This is a genomic window from Levilactobacillus cerevisiae, assembly GCF_003946245.1.
GTDB lineage: Bacteria > Bacillota > Bacilli > Lactobacillales > Lactobacillaceae > Levilactobacillus > Levilactobacillus cerevisiae.
Window position 1 is genome coordinate 120,935 of the sequence record NZ_RHNN01000002.1, and the last position, 22,297, is coordinate 143,231.

Genomic DNA, 22,297 nt, shown 5'->3' on the forward strand with positions numbered 1-22,297 from the left:
CTCCCTCTGATTTCAAAATAATAAGTAATAGAGCCCACTCACACCAATAAACACATAAATAATGCGCTTCATGGTGGTGACGTCGAGGCGATTGAGCAGGTGGGCGGCAATCATGGTCCCGGTGATGGCGCCGACCATGCCAATCAGGATGAACGGCACCAGGTGGACGGTCACGATGCCGCTGGCCACCCGCAGACTGGTGATGTAGAAGGTATCAATCAAGAAAAACGTCTGGAGGTCCGCCAGGTATTGGGACATGGAATGGGCTTTTGAGAGAAAATACAGGGCCATCAAGGGTCCGCCAATCCCGAACAGGCCGTTAAAGAACCCGGAGACAATCATGAAAATACCGGCGACAAACCACGGGTAGCTGGCGTTGGCGCTACGCTTGCTGAGGGTGAAGTAGAGGGACAGGCCGACTAGTAGGCCGCCCAACAACATCCGTAAGAGGTGAACGTCCAGGACGTGGCCCAGGTGAACTGACCACGTGGCGACGCTGGCGTAGACCAGAAACGGGATGATGATCCGCGGCAACCGAATCTCGTGGCGGTTGCGGTAGACCAAGGTGATCACGCTCCCTAGCATCATCAGGCCTGCTACCCCAGCGCTCTGGTCGATGGGCAAAATGGTGGGTAAAAAGATCATCATGATAATGACGGCGCCAAAGCCGGTCAGGCCTTGGACCAGGCCCCCACAAAACCCTGCAATTATGACAATTAGCCAAGCCAACGCGTGTTCCTCCCTTTTTTCAAACCAGTTACCAGTGTGGCCGAAATGGTGGGGGATGTCAATAAGCAGACTGGCTTGATGATTATGTAGTTGTTACGAAATTTTGAAAAGGAGTTGTTAACGATGGATGCCAGAACTACCCCGTATTTTTCCTTTGCCAACGCGAAAGAGGCCGTCGCCTACTACCAAGCAGTCTTTGGGGCGACCGAGGTCTACCGCTTGAGCCCGGATTCAGACCAAGCACAAGCGCTAAACTTGCCACCAGAGGCTAATTTAGCAGACGTCACGATTTACGGCGGCTTTAAAATTCTAGACTTGCCGTTCTGTTTCTCGGACGCTTCCGGTGAGCAACCGCAACAATCCAATCAAGTATCCGTGATGTTGGACATCAACAGTCAAGATCCGCAGGCAGAAAAAGCCTTGGCCGACTTGTATTCCCGGGTGGTTGGCTCGCGGCGGGTCACCGTTAAAGTGCCTTACAAGAAGCAGTTCTGGGGAAACAAGATGGGCACGATTATTGATCAGTATGGTATTTTCTGGATCTTTAACAGTGCGCCGTGGAAGGGTTAACCCCATCTGAAGACACAAAAAAACCCTCATCAATCCGAGATGAGGGCAACTAGTTGATCCATAGGATACATCTGGAATGTACAGAGCAACTAGGCAGGCGCAAACCTGCATTTCCTATCATAACTGTTTTGGGCCGGAATAGCTAGGGTTATTTTGGAATAAAGCTAAGATTACGCTTACACGTGGCCGAAACTCCGCGGATGAAATCGCTATTGATTGGCCAGTAGGTGTGCTATTCTATTTGAGCAAGTAGCAGTGTCCAAGCAGAAAAGGAGCGTGTCCTATGCAGAAAACCCGCATCATGTTGTACGTTACCGACGTGGCAGTAGTCGTGAAATTTTGGCAAGATCACTTTGACCTCCCGGTGGTTACGACGACGGCCTTACCAGATGGGTCAGAGAACGTGGTACTCGCGATGAACCCAGGGACCGAATTGTCCTTCTTCTCGCGGGCCTTCATTCAGAACTATTCGCCCGAAGTGCTGGATAACGTGCCGTCGCTGATGTTTTTCAGTGAGCGGTTCGCGGCGCTCCATGCAGAACTGCCCGGAGCGACCCCCATTGTGGATGATAATGGGCAACCGGCGTTTGGCTTTCCGGACCCCGAAGGCCACTACTACGCGGTGGGCAAGGCTTAGGTGAACGATAACATTAAAGTGATAACGTGAATCTCTTGCTGGGATTCGCGTTTTTTAACTAAATTAGTTAGTTTTTAGTTAGTTTTAGTTTACAAAGGCTAACTATCGTGCTAATATAATTTTCATCAAGAACGAGGAGGCATTTTACATGTCAGAAAAAAGTCGCGAGTTAATGAAAACGTTTGGTAAGTTAATGCAGAACCGGGCCTTCCTGATGTCAGTCGGGCATCAGCCGGGGATGGGTGGTCACGGTGGCACCGGTGGCGCCCGGGGGCAGATGCGGCTCTTACACCTGTTACATCAGGCCAAGAACGGGCTAACCAATGCCGATATTGCAGAAATGTTAGATATTCGGCCCAGCTCGGTCAGCGCCACCATCAGTAAGCTAGAAGATGCTGGTTTAGCGGAACGGGTTCCCAGTGAGACCGATAAGCGCGCGGTGATCGTTAAGCTTACCGCACAGGGTCAACAGATGTTTGACCAGTACGATGAACGCGTTGACGATTGGTCCGAAAAGTTGTTCGGCGGATTGACCGAGGGCGAGCAGGAACAATTGGGTGATCTGTTAACGAAGGTGACGCACCACGTGGGGGACTTGAACATGAATGACTTCATGCCCACGCGCCACGACTGGCCCCACCGGGGAATGGGAAACATGGGCCATATGGATCGGCCCCACTGGTAACCTAGATTAGATTTTAGAAACGTTGGAGGCAAAGAGAGATGGAACGTAGAATGGCAGGACCAGCGACCGCCCAAAAGCGGCCTACTGGCAAATTTGATTTCAAGGGATTTTTACGGTTGATTCGGCAAACGAAGCCGAAGTATTGGCAGTTGTGGTTGGGCCTCTTCTTGGGGATGCTGGCCACCGGGGCGCAATTGGCGGTGCCTAAGCTGGCGCAATCCTTGATCAACGGACTGGGACACGCGATGAACCAGCCGATGTTGATTACGGTGATTGTCCTGTTCATTGTCAGCGCAGCCGTGAGCGCCGTTTCGGGGGCCCTGCTGGGGTTCTTCGGTGAAAATGTCGTTGCCCGGCTCCGCGAGACACTGTGGCAGAAGCTCGTTCGGTTACGCGTCAGCTACTTTGATAACGTTAAGACTGGGGAAATGACTTCCCGGCTGGTGAACGATACCATGCAGATCAAGGATCTCCTGGCGAACTCGTTCCCTCAAATGATTACGTCTTTGCTCCAGTTGGTCGGGGCGCTGGTCATTATGGCCTTGATGGATTGGCGGATGACCACGATTATGTTTGTGGCGGTGCCGATTGTGATGCTGGTGATGTTGCCCATCATGCGGCAGTCTGGGAAAATCGGGCATCAACGGCAGGATGCCATGGCCACTTTCAGTGGGGCAACCGACGAGACGCTGGGTGAAATTCGCCTGGTCAAGTCGTCTAACGCGGAGTCCTATGAAACACAGAATGGGACCAACCAGATCAATGACCTGTACCGGATTGGGCTGAAGGAAGCCATCTACGACGCGATTGCGGGCCCCGTCATGACGGCAGCCATGTTAGCCGTCTTCGTGGGCGTCCTGGCCTACGCAGCGATTCGGGTTTCCGAAGGCACCATGTCCATGGGGACGATGTTTTCCTTCTTGATGTACCTGTTCCAAATTATTGGACCTGCCGGAACGTTGGCGCGGTTCTTTACTGACTTGTCCAAGGCTAACGGGTCCACGGAGCGGGTTCGTGATTTGCTGGACGAACCAGAAGAACTGTTGACGAGTGGGGAAGCACAGTCCGTTACGAACCAAACGTTGGCCATGAGCCACGTGGACTTCGCCTACGAAGACGATGGCCAACCGGTGCTGCATGATGTGAATTTTGAAGCGAAACCCAATACGGTCGTGGCCTTTGCTGGACCGTCCGGTGGCGGGAAGTCGACCATCTTTGGGATGATTGAGCGCTACTACCAGCCACAGAATGGCCAAGTGACCATTGGCGGCCAGGACGTCACCAACTTTAACCTGAGTGACTGGCGCTCTCAAATTGGGTATGTCAGTCAGGACTCAGCCATCATGGCCGGCACGATTCGCCATAACCTAACCTATGGCGCGGACAAGGACTTCAGCGATGATGAGTTATGGCACGTGCTACAGTTGGCTTCCGCTGATAAATTTGTGCACAACATGGCCGATGGCTTGGACACCCAAGTTGGTGAACGCGGGGTCAAGGTCAGTGGTGGGCAGCGTCAGCGGTTGGCGATTGCCCGGGCCTTCCTCCGTGATCCGAAGATCTTACTCTTGGATGAGGCAACGGCCAGTCTGGATTCCGAATCCGAAGCTATGGTTCAACAGGCGCTCGGTGAGTTGATGAAGGGCCGGACGACCTTAATCATTGCCCACCGCTTGAGTACGATTGTGGATGCGGATAATATTTACTTTATTGAGGATGGCCATGTGAGTGGTCACGGCACACATCAAGAATTAATGGCCAGCTTGCCAATCTACAAGGATTACGTCCGGATTCAGTTCAAGGAATAGTTTCGGAGTGACATCAAAAAGGACCGCAATTATTGGCGATGGCCAGTAGTTGCGGTCCTTTTGTTGTGGGCTGCAAGATTATTTAACGAGCTTAACGGCGTGTTTAGTGTAGCTGACGTGCCAGCCTTTAGGCAAGCCAGAAACGTGGGTGAACTTACCGGTCCGCTTGTGGAAGGTGAGCAGCTTCGTGCCGCTCTTGAGGTCACCCTTGGTTAGCTTCAGGGTACCACCCAATTTAGCGGTCTTCTTGATGGCTACGTGAGCGTCACGCGCCAATTCGAGTTGGCCTGATTTCTGCTGGTAGTTGCCCTTAACCGTGACCTTGGCCGTACTGAGTTGCAGCGTCCCGCCAGTCAATTTGACGTTACCGTTCCCAGCTGCGGTGGCCGATGCCAAACGCAAGGTACCAGCGGTTAACGTGGTGCCGCCAGTGAAGGCGTTGTGGCCGCTCAGTGTGAGACTACCGGAGCCGCTCTTGGTCAATTGGCCCTTGCCGGCGATGTCGTTGCGCCAGTTGTCCTGGGCGTTGAAGCCACCTTGCTTGGCGTCCATGTTGACGGTGACCCGCTCGTTCAGTGCGCCGTAACCATTGGCAGCAGAGAAGAGGTCGAGGCGGCCCCAGCCTTCAGCGTCGTCCATGATGGGGTAACCAGCCGACATCCCAGTGGTGTAGAGGACGTCGCGACGTTGGGCGTCACTCAAGTAAGGCAGCCGGGTTGCCAGGAGAACTTCGGCGCCCTTGGGAACGCGCATGGCTTGGGTCGTGTCGCCGGTTTGGGTAAAGCCGTAGGTCATCCGGAAGCGGTACGCCTCGCGATTCGTTTGGTAGTCGCTGAAGGTGTCCGTGGCAGTCGTGTCCTTGCTACCGAGCAGGGCATCCGTGTGGGCGACTTGGTAGGCCTGCTTCATCAGGTCGCGATTGTTGCTGTCGTTCAAGGTAGCGGCGGTCATGGCAGTTCCCACCATCCGGCCACCCATGACGGCGAGTGGTGAGTGCCGGCCGGCCAGGACCCGGTCGTAGCCAACTTCAGAGGAACGGGTCAGTAATTCTTGGAACCGTTCTGGCACCGCGTAGGCCAAGGTCAGGCCAGTTTCAAAGGCGGCCGTGGTGTGGCCACTAGGGAAGTCGTAGTCGTCAGCTTTGGCGGCGGCCATAACTTTGGACAAGGCCGGCACCACTTTGACCTGGTCACTCTGGCGGTAAGGGCGGACGTATTTGACGACGTGCTTGATCACGCCGGTGCCAGAGAAGGGCGACCGGGACGTTGTGTTGACAAGCTGGACCAAGGGCCCCAGGGCTGTCGTGGTGGAAGCCCAGTTCACCTTACTATAGGGCGCGTTGGCGGGCAGGGGTTCGCTCGGCATGGATGTGAAATCTGTTTGGGCGTCGGCGTTCTTCACGAAGGCGGTGGCGTAAGGCCCTAAGCCAGAGATTAAGTTGTAGCGCAGGTCGCGGCGATCGGTGAGGTAGGAACGTTCGGCCTCACCGTCGTTCCGGTGCTGGGTGATGTCAGCGGCCTTGGCAATGTTTTGGCTGAGGAGACCAGGATTTAACTGCTTGCCGTCGGCCCAATATGTAGAAAATTCAGCCATTTCGCCCACGACGGGGTTGTTTTGCGGCGTTGTATTCTTAGACGTGTTGGCTTGATAGGTGTCCACGAAGTAGCCGTAGGGCGCCGCCTGTGGGGTGAGATTGTCCGTTGCGGTCTTGGCTTGAGCAACCGTGGTCATCAAGGGTAAGGTGACTGCGGCCAGAGAAATTACTGCAGCTGTTTTTCTGGTCCAGGTACGTCGTCTAATTTTCATGAAAATTCCGCCTTTCGTTTTGAACGTTGCGACTAGTTTTCAACTTTTCAAGTACGTTTTCATCATAGCTGACCTTGCTTTCAAAGCCAATGGGGTTAATGAAAAAGATACAGAAAGCATACGAAATCAATACATGGCGTTCGCTTTAAGCCGGTAAAGTAAGTGATTTAACTAATTGTGGGTAGAGAAAGATAAGTGGGTCAAATGAAAGCGATTCACTTTACTATCATTTGGCCGACGTATCAGATATGATGTGTGCGGAAGTCGGGTTTCAAAATTTAGTATTGGAAAGGAATTTTGTGATGATCACTGTCAACGAATTAAAGACCAACCTAAAACAACCACTTCAAATTGAAATTTTAGCGGGGGAGGATTGGTACGGGGGGAACATTTTTGACGGCTCACAGTATCCTTTGACCAAAGGGAGCACGTACACGTTGGACTTGATTCACTTGCAGACGTATAACCAGGTGGCCCCCACGTTGATTTCGACGGCCGGCCGGGTGTTGACCAGTGAGACGCCGTTTTCCTTGACCGTGACCGGGGACCGCTTGAGTGTGATTACCCGCGATCAGGTCAGATTGGTTGCGGGAAACGATGGCTTGAAGGGTGCGCAACAGTGGTTGGCGCAGCATACATTTGAGCTGGGCAGTCTGCCACCACAAGAATTCTTCGAAATGCCGCAGTGGAATACCTGGATGGAATTGCTTTATCAACAGAATCAGGCGGACGTGCTCAAGTATGCCCACAGTATTATCGACAATGGCTTTCCTGCGGGGATCCTCATGATCGATGACTTGTGGGCCGATTACTACGGTCGCTGGGAGTTCTCTGCCCGCAAATTTCCCGACGCACCGGCCATGATTCAAGAGTTACATAAATTAGGCTTCAAAGTGATGGTCTGGGCGTGCCCCTTCGTCAGTCCAGATTCCCCGGAATTCCGGGACCTGCGCGACCACGACCTATTGCTGAAACGGCCCAGTGGTGAGCCCGTCGTCCGTCAATGGTGGAATGGCTACAGTGCGATTCTGGACCTCAGCAATCCTACGGCCTATCAATGGTTTAAGGACACACTCCAGACACTCCAGCAAACCACCGGCGTGGATGGCTTTAAGCTGGATGCGGGGGATGCGTACTTCTACCAACCAGATGACGTCTCGCACATGGCGTTGTCGCCAACGCAGCAGAGTGAGCTCTGGGGTCATTTTGGCAAGGAATTCCCGTATAACGAGTTCCGGGCAGTCTATAAGAATCAGGGCGCACCACTGGTCAATCGCCTCCAGGACAAGCAATTTGCGTGGGGAGCCATGGGCCTGGCAGAGTTAATTCCGGACACCATTGTCCAAGGCCTGATGGGCTACTATTACAGCTGCCCAGACATGATTGGTGGCGGTGAGATTAAAAGCCTAACCAAATTGGCAACGTTTGATCAGGAGCTCATCGTGCGGTCCGCGCAGTGTTCAGCGTTGATGCCAATGATGCAATTTTCACTGGCACCGTGGCGCGTCTTGGACGCCGAACACCTGGACTTGTGTCGGCAGGCGGCTGAGCTTCATCAACAGTTTGGCCCCACCATCATTAAGCTAGCTGAGCATGCGGCGAATACGGGAGAACCCATCGTCCAGTCGATGGCGTATGACCATCCCGAGACGCCGCGGGAATACCTGAAGACTCAGTTTAAATTGGGACCAACCTTGTTAGTGGCACCCGTGATTGAACCCCATGCGACCACCAAGTCGGTGTACTTTCCGGCGGGGCAGTGGCAGTCCGTTACGGATGATACGGCGGCCAACATCACGGGGCCAGTGGAAGTCGAACTGCCGGTGACCTTACGGCGTTTACCGGCCTACCGCCGACTCTAGCCAACTAATCGAATCGAGGATGAAAGCATGGAAATGGATCAGAAAGTGAACCAAAATAAATTAGTCACGCGAACGACTTATGCCTTCGGTGCCTTTGGGCATGACCTGTTCAACCAAGTCATGAATAGCTACTTCATCATGTTTGTGACCAACCATTTATTTAATGGGAGCGATACCGCTGCGAACAACCGAATGATTGGAATTATGACCACCATTATCTTTGTCCTGCGGATTGCGGAACTGTTCATTGACCCCTTCATCGGAAATACCATTGATAAAACCAATAGTAAATGGGGGAAATTCAAGCCGTGGGTGATTGTCGGGACCTTGATTTCAGGGATCTGTATGATGCTCCTATTCAGTGATCTGTGGGGCTTGACGGCACAACCCTTCCTGTATCTGTTTGTCTTTACGTTTATTTACATTATTATGGATATTTTCTTTTCCTTCAAAGACATCGGTCTGTGGTCAATGTTACCGGCACTTTCCTTTGATTCACTCGAACGGGAAAAGACCGCTACCATTGCCCGGGTTGGCTCAACCTTAGGTGGGACGATCGTGACCGTCACCATCATTCCCGTGATTCTCTTCTTCTCAAACAGTAACGAAGGGGGAACTGGGGACTCACGGGGCTGGTTTATTTACGCCGCGATTGCTGCCATCATCGCAATTTTGGGAGCGCTTTCTATTGGCTTTGGAACGCGGGAAGTGGACTCGCCATTGCGGGAAAACAAAGAAGAAACTGGCTTTAAGCAAGTGCTCGGGATTCTGGTGCACAACGACCAACTCATGTGGCTGTCCTGTGCCTACGTCCTGTACGGGATGGGCGCTTACCTAACCAACTCGCTGATGCTTTATTACTTTACTTATGTCTTGGGTCACGCGGCGATGTTCTCCATTCTGGGGATGGCCAACATGGTGATCGGTCTGCTGGCCGTTTCGATGTTCCCAGCCTTGGCGAAGAAATTCAAGCGGCGCAACGTGTTTGTCTCCTGTATCGTGATCCTGTTGGTGGCCTTGGGCCTGTTTGCCTTTGCCGACAAGAACGTCTGGCTAGTCATCTTGGCCGGTGCGCTGTTTAACCTGCCACAACCGCTGATTTTCTTGGTTGTGCTGATGACCTTCACTGATATCGTTGAATACGGGCAATTGAAGTTGGGCCACCGGGATGAATCGCTGGTGTTGTCTGTGCGCCCGCTGATTGATAAATGTGCCGGTGCCGTGGTGACGGGGATTACGGGGATGACGGCTGTTCTGGCCGGGATGTCCGGTAACGCCAAGGTTGCCGACATCACTGCTAGCAACGTGATGACCTTCAAATTAATCATGATTGTTGGTCCCGCGATTGCTGTCTTGCTGGGAACGTTCGTCTTTCTCAAGAAAGTTAAGATTACCGAAGAGAAACACGCTGAAATCGTGAATGAACTCGAAAAGACTTGGAACAAGGATGACGTTGAAAAATAAGTTGTTCTGAAAGATAGTGGCACAAACGAGGCTGCAACATCCGCTGTCGCAACCTTGTTTGTGCCACTATTCATATGGTTGGTTCACCCGGCGGGGACGTTAACACGACAGGTCCCGGATTAATTGTTGATCACCCCAGTCCTCCAGCGTGGTTAAAATTTGATGGAACTGAACGCCATCGTCAGTGAGCTGGTAACTGTAATCGTCTGTCGGGATGGTTTCAATCAAGCCCATGGCGATGAGATGGTTGAGCCGCAGCAATAGGTTGAACGTGGAAATTCCCCGAACGGTGCGGCGCAGCTCCATGAAATCGGTGGGAACTGGCGCTAGCTGATACAAAATTAAGGCGTACCAGCGTTGATGCAGGACCTCCAGGCCGAGTTCACTGCCGAGATTTAGTTGGGTTAATGCCATGGTTCAGGTTCCTTTCGGGTTAGATTTGTAGAAAATGGAAGAGCCGATAACTGAGGCGCAGGCCGAAAGTTTTGTCGGCGTCGCTGAAGTCAATGACGAGTAAATCCTGAATCTTATTGAGTCGTTTCGCCAGGCTGTTGCGGTGGAGGTGCAGTTTTTCGGCCGTTGCGCTGACGTGGCAGTCGTTTTCCAGGTAAGCGAAGAGCGTCGGAAAGAGTTCCGCGTGATGTTGGGCGTCGTACTTTTTTAACGCGATGAGTTGGGTGCACATCGTATTCTTCAGGAGGGCCCCATTGTCGACGTGGCTCAGGATAATATAGATGTTATATTTCTGGGTGGGGTTGACCACCGTCACCGTTCCCAACTGCTGGGCTAGCCGTTCGGCTTGGCGGCAGATATTCAGGAATGCCGGCGTTTGGGTGATGTCGTCGTAGGGCTCAGAGATAAAAAAGTGCTGCGCATACTGGTTGCCTAGGGTCGTCAACTCTGGTTGCATGCGATCAAGTGAAGCCGCAGGTAAGAGCAAGACCAGTCCGGCGGGCGTTTCGGTCAGCGGCAGGGGCGTTGCGAGTTGACGCAGCGCTTGCAGCAGGTCGGCTTGGTAGGGCGCACCGTGATTGGCGGAGACCGTCACGCAGACGATTTTATCAGTCGTGAGTGTCTGGAGTAGGTGGGCATCGGTCTGCTCGGGAGCTGCCAAGAGTTGGGCAAAAATGGCATTGACGGCGCCCTGATTTGGATTGAGGGCGTAGCGGTCGGTAAAGTTGTTCAGTACCTGAATCGCTAATTGCACCTGATTGGCCGCCAGCGGAAAGCCCTTGGACTGGGAGACAAAGAAGTACCAGGGATTGAGTGCTTGCGGGTTCAAGACGTCACGGATATATTCTTGGTGACCGTAGTGGTACCGATTATCTGTCGTCAGCGCGTCTAGCCAATCTGCCGGGACTTGGCTCAGGTCCGTTCGGTCGCGGCTGATCAGGGTTCCTGATTGGTCGACGATGAGCACAGCCTGTTCCAAGTAGTCGGCAATTAGTTTCGTGAGTTGATCCAGTGAGGTACTTTGGATGGCGTATAGCAATAACGTTTCATTTTTCATGGGAGCCTCCTTGGTGTGCAAGATGACCACTTTAAAATTTAAAGAGTGGGCAATTGCCATCTTGTCGATAAATGATAGCCGGTGTTATAGTAACATCACGTTGAAAGCTAGCTTAGCAGTTAGTGGTCATTTTGTCTACTAGGAGGTAAAAATATGGAATATAGAGACTTAATTACAACGCGGCATTCCTCACGGGATTTTGATGGTCGGCCCATTGCGCCAGAAATCTTGCGAACGATTGTTAGTGAAGCACAGCACGCGGCCTCTTGGGCGAATGCGCAGCCTTGGCAGGTCGTGATTGCGACCGGAGAGACGTTGGCGCAGATTAAGCGGCAGCACCTCACTCAGAGTCGGCAAGGCGTGGTGGGTAACGCCGATTTAACCGTCGCCCACCGGACTGAGTGGCCGGATGCACCCCGAAAGAACATGGCGACTTGGAGTTATGAGCTGGGCAACCATTTAAGAGAAGCCGGGGTTGGTCAAGCGGGGTACAGTCAGACGCAGGACCACTTATTTAACGCATCGGCGCTGGTCTATTTAGTGTTACAGGCCCCGGTGAACGAGTGGGAAGTCTTTGACCTCGGCGCCTTTTCACAAATGTTGATGCTGAGCGCGACTGACCACGGCATACAATCGATTCCAGCGTATGAGGTCGTCCGTTACCCGGATACATTACGGGAAACGTTTGGCCTGCCTGAGACGAGTCGCTTCATGATGGGAATCGCGTTGGGCTATGAAAATCGGCAACCAATCAATGATTTTCGCTCATCACGGGTAGCGACAAAGCAAATTCTGACACTGAAGGATTAGGAGGACTCTAAATATGAAAATGATGGTTATTGGTGGCACTGGTCGCATTGGCACATTATTGGTTAAGGCATTACGGCAACAGGGACACGAGGTTGTGGCGGGCTCACGTCATGCCCAGAAAGCCGAAGGAACAGTCTTCTTTGACCTCCACGAGTCGCCTGCTGAAATGGCGACGCGGTTGAAAGGGCTGGACGCCATTTACTTCGTGGCGGGCTCACGGGGAAAGGATTTGTTGCAAACGGACCTGAACGGCGCTGTGAACGTGATGAAGGCCGCTGAGTTGAGTGGTGTGAAGCGGTACATTCAGTTGAGCTCGGCGTTTGCGCTACAGCCAGAACGGTGGTCGGAAGGGTACTTGGCAGGCATTACCGACTACAACATTGCCAAGTATTTCGCCGACGAGTGGTTGATTCATCAAACAAATTTGGATTACACCATTTTACAACCCGGCGTTCTGACGGAGAAACTGGCGACTGGCAAGGTGACCTTTACGGTGACGGCGCCGGGAGAGAACCCGCTGGCGGACGTGGCAACCGTGCTGGCACACGTGATCGACCAGCCCGCTACGGTCGGGAAAGTCCTGATGATGGGAAGCGGGGAAACGCCAATCGGTACGGCGTTGGCCCAACTTTAATTCGGGAGGCTGCGGCTGGGTTACCGGTGAAACTAAGTATTAATGCGCATCTAAAGGTTAAAAGTCCAAAAGAACATAGTACGGTCCAGCTGATAGGTGTTCAATCCACAAAATTTGGCGACCGGTAAGCCGGCATGCTTAGACAACGTTGCCAATGTCCGCCACAAAACCGCGGTCCATGTTAGCTGTCAGCGCTTTCAATCTATGCTACGATGGGGATAGGTTTTGGACAAACGAAGGGAGCACGACCATGTCAATCTTAGTTAATCAGCACCAATTTCATCTCCAAACGGATCACAGCAGTTATATTTTTCACGTGATGGCAAACGATGAATTGGGCCAACTCTATTATGGCCAGAAAATTCACGACCAGGCGGCTTTTCCTGAGCTGACGGTTCGTGAAATTCACGGTGCTGCACCGGCTTGGCGGCTGGATACACCTGACTTCCAGCCGGAAACGTTGAAGCAGGAATTTGCCAGTCTCGGGAAGGGTGATTATCGCGACCCGGCCTTTCAGCTGACGGGTCCCGATGGCAGTCGCATCAGTGAATTTCATTATCAAGATTATAAAATTGTGGACGGTAAGCAACGTTTAGTAGACTTGCCAGCGACCTTTGATGATGACGCCGATGATGCCCAGACGCTGCTGGTGACGCTGAAGGACGCGGTGACTGATGTGACGCTGGTGCTGAGCTATGCTGTGTTCCCTCACCAGGATGTGATTGTCCGGAGTGCACGCTTTGAAAATCACGGCACGCAGACCCAGACGCTGAATCGGGCACTGAGCCTGCAACTGGACTTGCCCGACGCCAACTACGACCTGCTTCAATTCTCGGGAAGCTGGGCGCGGGAACGGCATTTAGTCCGCTCGCCGCTACACAGTGGGATCCAGAGTGTCGGCAGTCTGCGGGGCGCCTCCAGTCCGCAACAGAACCCATTCATTGCCTTGGCCCGGCCAGAAACCACCGAAGATCAAGGCGTGGCGATGGGCCTCAACCTGGTCTACTCAGGGAACTTCCTGGATCAAATCGAAGTCGACTCTTACGGTACCGCGCGGGTGCTGACGGGCATCAATCCTACCGAGTTTGGTTGGCAGTTAACGGCGGGCAGTAGCTTCCAAACCCCCGAAGCCATTTTGAGTTTCACGGCTGATGGGCTGAACCAACTCAGCCAACAGATGGGACGCTTCTACCAGCACCACTTGGTCAATCCCCGCTTCGCCCAAGCGCCACGGCCCGTCCTGATCAATAATTGGGAAGGCACTTATTTTAACTTTGATGAAGCTAAATTAACCGCGATTGCCAGTGATGCCAAGGAACTGGGGATTGAAATGTTTGTGCTCGATGACGGTTGGTTTGGCCACCGGGATGACGACACGACCTCGCTGGGCGACTGGGACGTTTACGCGACCAAACTGCCGAACGGCATTGCCCACTTGGCCGAAAAAATTCATGGACTGGACTTGAAGTTTGGCCTATGGTTCGAGCCGGAAATGATTTCCGTCGACAGTGACCTGTACCGGGCTCATCCGGAATGGCTGGTCGTGGCGCCGAACCGCGAGAAGACGCCGGGGCGGAACCAATTTGTCCTCGATATGGCCGATCCGGCTGTGGGCGATTACCTGTACGGCAAGATTAGTAAATTAATTGCCGATGCTAAATTGGATTACATTAAATGGGATATGAACCGAAACATCACGGAAGCTTACAGCGCGACGCTGAAAGCTGACCAGCAAGGCGAGTTCCTGCACCGCTACATGCTGGGCGTTTACCGGTTGTACGCGCGCCTGACCACGGATTATCCGGAAGTGTTGTTTGAATCCTGCGCCTCGGGTGGCGGTCGGTTTGACCTCGGCATGATGGCGTACGCGCCACAAGCCTGGACCAGCGACGATACTGATGCCGTGGAACGCCTCCGGATTCAGTACGGGACCTCGTACGGCTACCCCCAAGCAATGATGGGTGCCCACGTGTCCGCCGTGCCAAACGACCAGACGGGCCGCATTACGCCGATTGAGACGCGAGCGGCGGTGGCCTACTTTGGCGATTTGGGCTACGAACTGGACGTGACGCAGTGCTCAGCGGCTGAGAAGGCGGCTATCAAGGCCCAGGTGGCATTTTACAAGGCACACCGGGACCTGTTCCAGCAGGGGACGTTCTACCGGATAGACAACCCATTTGCTGGGGATTGCAACGTCGGCAGCTGGCAGGTCGTCAGTCCGGACGGGCAACACGCGATTGCGGCGCGCTATCAAATTTTAAATGGGCCGAACCCGGCGTACAATCGCTTTTACCTGCGCGGGTTGTTGCCGGATCAGCGCTACCGGGTGGCGGGGGATGACCACGTCTACTTCGGTGATGAGCTGATGCACGCGGGGCTGTTCATTCCGCACCTGTTGGCCAGTACCGAAGGCGTGGAGGCGTCCGCGGACTTCAGTGCCCGGGTGTTTGTGATTGATGCTGTGAAATAGATTGAAGGGAATCAGGCGGTCTGTGTGCTAGACGGCCTGATTTTTTTCTGCCCATTTTAGCGGGAAGTAGCGTATAATTCTCATCAAATACTCATAAAGGACGGCGACAGGGATGAAAATTTTGGTCACGGGTTTCGATCCGTTTGGTGGCGAGGCGACGAACCCCGCAATCGAGGCGGTTAAACGGCTACCGGCAACGATTGCGGGGGCCACAATCGTGAAGCTAGAGATTCCGACGGTGTTTGGGGCGTGCGCGACGGTGGTTCGCCAGGCCATTGCGGACGAGCAACCGGACGTGGTGTTGAGCATCGGCCAGGCCGGTGGGCGCGCGGCGTTGACGCCAGAGTTGGTGGCGATTAATTTGGACGATGGCCGCATCCCGGATAACGTGGGCCAGCAGCCGGTGGACCAACCGATTCAGTCGAATGGGGCGACGGCGTACTTCACGCAGCTGCCGGTCAAGGCAATGGTGCAGGCAATTCGAGCGGCGGGCCTGCCCAGCCAGTTGTCGACGACGGCCGGGACTTACGTGTGCAACCACATCATGTATCAGGTCCAGTACCTGCGCGCCACGGCATTTCCCGGGCTAAGGGCGGGCTTCCTGCACATTCCGTTTTTACCGAGTCAGGTGACGACCAAGCCCGGCCAGCCGTCCATGTCTTTGGCAGATGATGTCCGCGGGATCACGGCAGCGATTGCGGCGATCGTGGCCGCGGGGTAATTTTGGCAATGAAAAAGGGAGCCTACGACGGTTGATCCGTCTGGGGCTTCCTTTGCTGTCTGATGCAAAATTAGGTTGTGATGGGAAAAGGTGAAGCACCGCAAGTACCGCTGCGGGTTATGCCTAGCGCCACGCTTAAACGCGGAGGTTCTCCCCAACTAAGCCGACGAACGCGCCGTCCTTGTGGGCATCGGCGTGAGCAATCAACCATTTGTTGGTTTTGAAGAGCAGCCGGTTCAGCGGGTCCTCGGTGCCGACTGTGAAGTCGAGCTCGCCGTTGGTGCCGGCGGGTAACATGACCAGACAGCGGAAGCCATCTTGGCCGGGCGCCTCACACGGTGCGAAATGCAGGGTGGTGGCGTAGACTTCGATCGTCGTGCCCTTGGGGATTAGGAAGGCCTCGAGCTGGTCGGTGTCGTAGGTCAGGTCGTCATGGATGTCCTGACGTTTGCCCAGTAAGAGGACAAAGTCGGTCGCGGCCACGTTAATTTCAGAACTGCTGTGGAATTCCAAACAGTTCAGCAGGTGATTGTGACCAATGCAGTAGCCGGTCTCAGTGGGAACGCCACCGTAGAGCTCCTGTTCCAAACGGTGAGCGGCCGTGGTGTTGGCCAGCGACTCGGTGTCGGCCACGTATTTTGTTTTTTCAGCGGGGTAGGGAAAGGCGGCTAGGGTCGAAATCAGTTCGGCAGTATCACCGGCTTGAACGATGCGGCCGTAGGGGCGAAAGCGCTCATCGGTAACGTCAAAGATTTGCATCAGGATCATCCTTCCAAATTTAAATTAACGTCAGTATGGTCGCAAAGATTGAACATTCTTTGACGTTCCCAGTAAGTATTTGGGTCATTTAATCGTTAAAACGTTGGTGGTAGACATGATTAGTGGCCAGTCCGGATTTCGGCAATCCGAAAGGTCACCAGCTGCATGATTAAATTGGTGGGCAGGGGCACGCCGTAGGGCAACTGGACGGCGCCCTTAGAGGTTTTGTAGGCGGCGAGCTCGGCTGTGAAGTGGGCAATCGGCGCGGCGGTGGGGTAGAGGCCGATGTGGTGCTTCGTGGCGGCAAAGTAGATGACTGGCTTGCCGTCAACGAAAAAGGCAGGCATGCTGTAGCTGATTTTCTCGGTGGCGCCGGGCAGCAGTGAATGGAGATAGGTGTAGAGGTCGGTGAGCTGGTCTCGGTGTTCGGGGGAGACGGTGGCTAGGTAGGCGAGGATGGGTGATGGGTTCATGGTTGGGCCTTCTTTCTGGTTATTTGGGTTTATTATAGCAAAGGAGGTAATCAGTCGTTCAGATCATGACTGATTTTCGGAGTCATTTTTATCCGCCGTATGGAGATGAATATTTTACAGTGATGTTATTTAATTCGGTAGACTGTTCAGGTATAATTGAAGAATGCTTGAAAATATACCAGGTGGCCAGTAGTATTGAAGCCCAAACTAAAAAAGAATTCGGAGAGATTAAAATGGACTCATTTGTAGACATTCCACAACCATCAAGATTCCGCATTGGCGGATTGTTTAGTGATAACAATTTCGTGGTACCGATCTATCAACGGAACTATGCCTGGGGTAAAAATGAAGTCGAAGATTTTTGGGACGATTTAAAAGACTTAATTGACGGTGAACGCAGTAGCCATTTCTTTGGCCAAATTGTGACTTTCAAGAACGGTAAGGAAGAACAAGAAATTATTGATGGTCAGCAACGACTAACGACTAGCACAATCTTCTTAGCTGTCATTCGAGATATTTCTTTGAAAATATACCAAGATGAATTCAGAGGACATGAAGAGACTGTTAATCTAGAGAGTGGCGATGATTTGCGGATCATTAGTCGGCAAGTCGATAAGATAATTCGTGGAAACAAGGGTGGAACACCTTCATTGACGGTTCAACACGGAGAAAATGGCGAGGAAAAACTTCCACTTCAAGCTTTCTTTTTTGATTTAACCCATGGTACTCAGAGTGCCCGAGAAGGTCATGTGACTTCGGAACCTATGAAAAACATGCAGACAGCCTATCACGATATGGAACGTAAAGTTTTGGAAACGGTAAAACAAGAAACACGGTTGAGTGATCGGATTGATAAGCTCCAAAGCATTTTTGAATTATTCGTAAATAATTTTTATATTGTGATGATTTCTGCGCCCAGTTTACAGGATGCGTTCACGATTTTTGAAACGTTGAATAGTCGTGGTAAGGACTTGAAGGCTTCTGACATCATCAAGAATCACTTGATGTCATTAATGGGACAGGATAATATTGGTGATGCCAATCAGCTGTGGAGTGGTATTACGGATAAACTCGACAGTAATAGTAACCGGATCACCCGATTTGTGCGGACGTATTGGGCAGCACAATATAAAATTGTGTCAGAGGCAAAACTCTATCGAGCAGTCAGTGATCGTGTGAAGGATGTTAATCAGGCGCGGGCCTTTCTGAAAAACTTAAACAACCTCGTAGAGTTATACACGGTACTTGAAAACCCAATGGCACCTAAAGCACATTCAACATTCTTCAACAACGCTGGTGTGACACGGCGCCTTGATGTGCTCTCTCGAATGCGGGTCATGTTGTACTACCCGATTGTGATGGCCATGTACCACTGTGAATACTCAGAAGCAGACATCTTGACGGTTGTTAACAAAATTATTTCAGTGTTTATTCGTCATCGGACCATTATCAATGATGGGACAAATAAATTAGAAACTGGCTTCTCAGAAATTGCCAAAAATATTTGGTCCTTAGAGTATTCTGGAGTTGATGCCATCATTGCCGGAATGAACGAGCGACTTTTGAAAACGAACGAGGAAACCGAAGTGGCGTTTAGCGTTCTGAGTAAAGACGGTGGACTTCGCGGGGCAAAGAAGTGGACACTCGTTTACCTGTTGTCAGAACTGTATGAAGTTCATTACGATGATTTTGATGAAGACTTATACGATAAAGTTTTTGATGACGATAATTATCAACTTGTTCAAATTAGTAATGCTGCAGAGGTTGGGGAGTACCAGACTTACATTGGTAACTGGACGATCTTGGAAAAGAATCTAGTTGCCTCTAACTTTAAGGATAGCGATCGGGTTGCCGAACAGTTAGCCAAGTCAAGCTTGAAGGGAAATCAAGATCTGGCGCGAACACTCCAACAAGGAACCTGGACCATGGATGATATTAAGCGTCGGCAAGAATCATTTGCCGACGATGTGACACTGATTTGGTAAGATAAATCGACTGATATGATAAGCGTTGTCCTGTGTTTTAAAGGGAGAACGCTTATTTTAGTAGGGAAGTGGCGACCGATAGCAAAAGATTTCCCGAATTTCTTAGCGCAATTCATGCTACACTAAACCCAAGAGAGCAAGAGAACGCACACCAACCATAACAAATTTGGAGGCGTTTCAAATGAACCTATCAGATATTCACACCATCACCAACCTCGGGGCCGGCACCATGGGGCACGCCACGGCGCTGCAATTTGCCGTTAACGGCTATCCCGTGCGCTTGCTAGATACCAGTGACACCGCTTTGCAGCAGGGGATGACGGCCATTCAACACGACCTCACCACCTTTCGTGAGGCCGGGCTCTTACACGAAGACGATGCGACCATTCTCAACCGGATCACACCCACGACCGACTACGCCGTGGCCCTGACCGACACTGACTTTGTGATTGAATCCATCATCGAGGACCTGGCCGTCAAGCAGGAAGTTTGGCAACGCGTCGAGACCTTTGTTCGTGACGATACCATTTTAGCCACCAATACTTCCGGCCTCAGCCCGACCGCCATTCAGTCCGTGCTTCAGCATCCGAACCGCTTTGTGGTCGCCCATTTCTGGAATCCCGCTCAGCTGATGCCATTGGTGGAGGTCGTTCCCGGCGAGCACACCGATGCCGCCACTGTTGACCTGACCACGGCTTTGATGAATCACATCGGCAAGCACGCCGTCAGCCTCAAGCGCGAGTCGCTGGGCTTCGTTGGCAACCGGATTCAACTGGCCGTTCTCCGCGAGGCCTTGCACATCGTGGACGCTGGCATCGCTTCACCCGAGGCAGTCGATGACATTATCAAATACAGTCTCGGGCGGCGGTGGAGTCTCGTCGGGCCCATCGCCAGTGCCGACCTTGGGGGCCTGGACGTGTTTGACAACATCAGTAAATACCTCTACGCCGACCTCGGCGCCGCACAGGACGAAGATCCCGCGCTGGCACAAAAGGTAGCGGATAATGATCTCGGACTCAAGACTGGCCACGGGTTTTACGACTGGGACGGGGATGCCGGCGCCCAGATTGTGGCGCAACGGGATAAGGATTTGCTCAAGCTATTGAAACAGGATCAGGACCAGTAATACTAAAGTCGGTCACCCCAAATTGCGAGGTGGCCGACTTTTTTGATTGATTAAAGCTCATTAGCTATCAGCGCTTTTCCACATCCTTCAACCGCTGAAATTCGGTCTCCCCCAGCAAATGGTGGAGCGCGGTGTCCTTCGGCTGGTGTTCCTTGCGGCCTAGCCAGTAGAACAGCAGGCCCAGGCCAATCCACACAGCGAGCATCACGTATTCCGTGGGCCAGGCCAGTGCGACTGGCGGCTTCGGGTAGAGGGTGGCCACGGCAATCGTCACCGCCAACAGGCCACCCAACAGACTTGGCCAGAGGTGCTTCAGCCGAAAGCCACCATTGAGCGTCGGGTACGTCCGGCGAATCCGCCAGAGCGCCACCGCCGTGATTGCCCAGGCCATCGCCACGAAGAAGCCCCCCAGGTCCAGAAAATAGGTCATGGCGCCCTTACCCAGCCAGCCGAAGCCGACCGCAAACACCAGGACCAGCACCGTCGCGTTCACCGGCGTATTATATTTTTGATTAATTTCAGCAAACTTCGGGGGCAACAGGCCCGCGCGCGCCAGCGATAAAATCAGTCGCGGTGCCGCCGTGAACAGGCCAATGAAACTGGTCAACAAACCCAGAAAGGCAATCAGGTAGGCCGCCGTTCCTAGCAACGGGAAGCCCGCCGCGGTGTACGCCGTAATCGAGCCCATGCTGAATTTCGCCGTCTTTTCCCACGGGTAAACCCAGGCGCTCGCCAGCAACACAATGATGTAGTAGCTGGCCGCCAACAGGATGGCGCCGACCACGGCCTTCCCAATTTTCCGGGGTGGCATCGCCGCTTCTTCCGCCAGAATTGTCACGACCTCCCAGCCCGTCAGGAAGGTCATCGCGGGCAACACGAACCGCACGATGTTGGTCAGTGGGGCGCTCCCCGTGGCGAAGGCCGGCCAGAAATTTTTAGGACTTCCTTGCGTAAATCCCGTCACCACCAGCGCGCCACCCAGGATGACCAGGCCCACGAACAGGACCGCCTGAACGCCCGCCGTAAGCTTGGTGCCGCGGATATTTAACGCGAAAATGAAGAGGGTGAACGCCACCCCAATCGCCAGCTCCATCAGCGACACGTGGGCGCCGGCGATTGTGTAGCCCGGTCCCGCCGAAATCTTCGGTACCAGCGTTGCCAGCAACATGCTCGAGGCCGTCACGTAGAACGATAGCGCGCTCAAATAGGCGCCCAGAATTGCCCAGCCGGTCGCAAATCCCCAGCGTTTGCCAAAGGCCAGATAACTGTAGACGACCGGCCCGCCGCTGCGAGGAAAGATCGACGACAGCTCGGCGAAGGACAGGGAGGCCAGGACCGTGATAAACGTGGCCAGCATGAAGCCAAAGATTTCGCCACCAGCGCCGTACTTGTCGAAAAAGATACCATTGGTGTAGATCCAGCTGCTCCCAATCACGCTGGATGCGCCCAAAATTAGGAGGCGGGGAAACGAGATGTGGCGGGACAAATTCTGCATGGTTATCGCTCGCTTTCGTTGAGTTATCAAAGTTTTCGTCTTTTATGTACTTGTGAAATTCCTGAGCTCATTCTACCTGATGTCAGCGCTTACAACAACGAATACGGCTCGCTGATTTCACAAATGAGCGTTGAACGTGATTAACCGGTTGTTTACGTTGACAGGGTGAGTTGAATTTAATTTTAAAAATAAAAAATATTCGCGCCCCCTTTACGGAGTTAACTAATAGAGGGGGCGGTAAGCATGAGCGGACGACCACGTCAGCGTAAAGTGTTGGCACAGTTGGGAATTGAGGAGCGCCATCAATTCAGTGGGATTTTTGAACGGTATGGCGTGAAGTCGGGATATAAGGGTGAGGAGCCGACCATCCTGTTGCGGCAGGTCCGGTTGCTGGCGGATGAGCGGTTGATGACCGATCATTTATGGTTCAACCTGACCAAGGGATTTCAACGGTTGGTCCAATTGGAACGCGGGGATGTGATTCAGTTCAACGGGCGGGTTAACAGTTACGTCAAGGGGTATCAGGGACGCCAGCAGGATTTATTCAACGAGGTTTCTTTGGATTATCAATTAAGTTGGCCGAGTAAGGTTCAACGCTTGGTGCCAGGGCCCGTGCGACCAAATTTACCCGCAGAAAAATGGCAGTTGATCACGTTGATTCAAGACCTCAACCAAGGTCTGCCCCATTATTAGAATGACGTTCGTGGTTAAAAAATTGCGCCCCGTGACTTTTTCCATTAGAGTAGAGCCAAC

20 protein-coding genes are annotated in these 22,297 nt (G+C 52.9%); 13 read left to right on the forward strand and 7 right to left on the reverse strand.

All coding sequences use genetic code 11. The features are described 5' to 3' along the window. Window positions 1-12: 12 nt before the first annotated feature. Window positions 13-729 carry a sulfite exporter TauE/SafE family protein gene (locus tag EKM99_RS01370; protein WP_125580166.1) on the reverse strand — a complete coding sequence of 239 codons (717 nt, stop codon included), beginning with the start codon at window positions 727-729 and terminating at the stop codon, window positions 13-15. A 123-nt stretch (window positions 730-852) separates the two neighbouring features. Between EKM99_RS01370 and EKM99_RS01375 the strand changes: the two genes are divergently transcribed. From EKM99_RS01375 to EKM99_RS01390, 4 genes are all read left to right on the forward strand, one after another. Further along, on the forward strand, window positions 853-1,299 hold the full coding sequence (locus EKM99_RS01375) for a VOC family protein (protein ID WP_125580168.1): 447 nt from the start codon (window positions 853-855) through the stop codon (window positions 1,297-1,299). A gap of 283 nt (window positions 1,300-1,582) precedes the next feature. Beyond that, window positions 1,583-1,936: a VOC family protein gene (locus EKM99_RS01380; protein WP_125580170.1), complete on the forward strand. Its 354-nt coding sequence runs from the start codon at window positions 1,583-1,585 to the stop codon at window positions 1,934-1,936. Between the two features lie 148 nt (window positions 1,937-2,084). Beyond that, window positions 2,085-2,621 carry a MarR family winged helix-turn-helix transcriptional regulator gene (locus EKM99_RS01385; RefSeq protein ID WP_125580172.1) on the forward strand — a complete coding sequence of 179 codons (537 nt, stop codon included), beginning with the start codon at window positions 2,085-2,087 and terminating at the stop codon, window positions 2,619-2,621. 38 nt (window positions 2,622-2,659) lie between these two features. After that, window positions 2,660-4,429, forward strand: coding sequence for an ABC transporter ATP-binding protein (locus EKM99_RS01390; RefSeq protein WP_125580174.1), 1,770 nt, complete (start codon window positions 2,660-2,662; stop codon window positions 4,427-4,429). A gap of 78 nt (window positions 4,430-4,507) precedes the next feature. Here the strand turns inward: EKM99_RS01390 and EKM99_RS01395 are convergent, their stop codons facing one another. Next, window positions 4,508-6,235 carry a phosphatase PAP2 family protein gene (locus EKM99_RS01395; RefSeq protein WP_125580176.1) on the reverse strand — a complete coding sequence of 576 codons (1,728 nt, stop codon included), beginning with the start codon at window positions 6,233-6,235 and terminating at the stop codon, window positions 4,508-4,510. Between the two features lie 302 nt (window positions 6,236-6,537). On the opposite strand from EKM99_RS01395, the gene EKM99_RS01400 reads away from it, so the two are divergent. Next, the gene (locus EKM99_RS01400) at window positions 6,538-8,097 is read left to right on the forward strand and encodes a glycoside hydrolase family 31 protein (protein WP_225419745.1); all 1,560 of its coding nucleotides are present in this window, start codon (window positions 6,538-6,540) and stop codon (window positions 8,095-8,097) included. 33 nt (window positions 8,098-8,130) lie between these two features. Then, on the forward strand, window positions 8,131-9,561 hold the full coding sequence (locus tag EKM99_RS01405; RefSeq protein WP_125580180.1) for a glycoside-pentoside-hexuronide (GPH):cation symporter: 1,431 nt from the start codon (window positions 8,131-8,133) through the stop codon (window positions 9,559-9,561). A 99-nt stretch (window positions 9,562-9,660) separates the two neighbouring features. Here EKM99_RS01405 and EKM99_RS01410 read toward each other — a convergent pair whose 3' ends face one another. After that, window positions 9,661-9,975 carry a winged helix-turn-helix transcriptional regulator gene (locus EKM99_RS01410; protein WP_125580182.1) on the reverse strand — a complete coding sequence of 105 codons (315 nt, stop codon included), beginning with the start codon at window positions 9,973-9,975 and terminating at the stop codon, window positions 9,661-9,663. Between the two features lie 19 nt (window positions 9,976-9,994). Next, window positions 9,995-11,071: a PucR family transcriptional regulator gene (locus tag EKM99_RS01415; protein WP_164511475.1), complete on the reverse strand. Its 1,077-nt coding sequence runs from the start codon at window positions 11,069-11,071 to the stop codon at window positions 9,995-9,997. A gap of 153 nt (window positions 11,072-11,224) precedes the next feature. Between EKM99_RS01415 and EKM99_RS01420 the strand changes: the two genes are divergently transcribed. From EKM99_RS01420 to pcp, 4 genes are all read left to right on the forward strand, one after another. After that, window positions 11,225-11,881 (forward strand): nitroreductase, encoded by a 657-nt coding sequence (locus EKM99_RS01420; protein ID WP_125580186.1) that lies wholly within the window; start codon window positions 11,225-11,227, stop codon window positions 11,879-11,881. Between the two features lie 13 nt (window positions 11,882-11,894). Continuing rightward, complete coding sequence (locus EKM99_RS01425) at window positions 11,895-12,515, forward strand: NAD(P)H-binding protein (protein WP_125580188.1); 621 nt, start codon at window positions 11,895-11,897, stop codon at window positions 12,513-12,515. Window positions 12,516-12,765: 250 nt separating this feature from the next. Continuing rightward, window positions 12,766-14,985: an alpha-galactosidase gene (locus tag EKM99_RS01430; protein WP_125580190.1), complete on the forward strand. Its 2,220-nt coding sequence runs from the start codon at window positions 12,766-12,768 to the stop codon at window positions 14,983-14,985. Between the two features lie 112 nt (window positions 14,986-15,097). After that, window positions 15,098-15,706 carry a pyroglutamyl-peptidase I gene (gene pcp, locus EKM99_RS01435; RefSeq protein ID WP_125580192.1) on the forward strand — a complete coding sequence of 203 codons (609 nt, stop codon included), beginning with the start codon at window positions 15,098-15,100 and terminating at the stop codon, window positions 15,704-15,706. Window positions 15,707-15,841: 135 nt separating this feature from the next. On the opposite strand, the gene EKM99_RS01440 is transcribed toward pcp, so the two are convergent. Beyond that, entirely contained in the window at window positions 15,842-16,465 is a 624-nt protein-coding gene (locus tag EKM99_RS01440) for a DUF4867 family protein (protein ID WP_125580195.1), read from the reverse strand. A gap of 119 nt (window positions 16,466-16,584) precedes the next feature. Further along, the gene (locus EKM99_RS01445; RefSeq protein ID WP_125580197.1) at window positions 16,585-16,938 is read right to left on the reverse strand and encodes an iron chaperone; all 354 of its coding nucleotides are present in this window, start codon (window positions 16,936-16,938) and stop codon (window positions 16,585-16,587) included. Window positions 16,939-17,003: 65 nt separating this feature from the next. Here EKM99_RS01445 and EKM99_RS01450 point away from each other — a divergent pair, with 65 nt between their 5' ends. Together EKM99_RS01450 and EKM99_RS01455 are read left to right on the forward strand one after the other, a co-directional pair. Then, window positions 17,004-18,923, forward strand: a complete 1,920-nt coding sequence (locus tag EKM99_RS01450) for a DUF262 domain-containing protein (protein ID WP_225419746.1) — start codon at window positions 17,004-17,006, stop codon at window positions 18,921-18,923. A 181-nt stretch (window positions 18,924-19,104) separates the two neighbouring features. Then, window positions 19,105-20,049 carry a 3-hydroxyacyl-CoA dehydrogenase family protein gene (locus EKM99_RS01455; protein WP_125580199.1) on the forward strand — a complete coding sequence of 315 codons (945 nt, stop codon included), beginning with the start codon at window positions 19,105-19,107 and terminating at the stop codon, window positions 20,047-20,049. Window positions 20,050-20,116: 67 nt separating this feature from the next. Here the strand turns inward: EKM99_RS01455 and EKM99_RS01460 are convergent, their stop codons facing one another. Further along, complete coding sequence (locus EKM99_RS01460) at window positions 20,117-21,544, reverse strand: APC family permease (protein ID WP_125580201.1); 1,428 nt, start codon at window positions 21,542-21,544, stop codon at window positions 20,117-20,119. 243 nt (window positions 21,545-21,787) lie between these two features. Between EKM99_RS01460 and EKM99_RS01465 the strand changes: the two genes are divergently transcribed. Beyond that, window positions 21,788-22,237, forward strand: coding sequence for a hypothetical protein (locus EKM99_RS01465; RefSeq protein WP_125580203.1), 450 nt, complete (start codon window positions 21,788-21,790; stop codon window positions 22,235-22,237). Window positions 22,238-22,297: the final 60 nt, after the last annotated feature.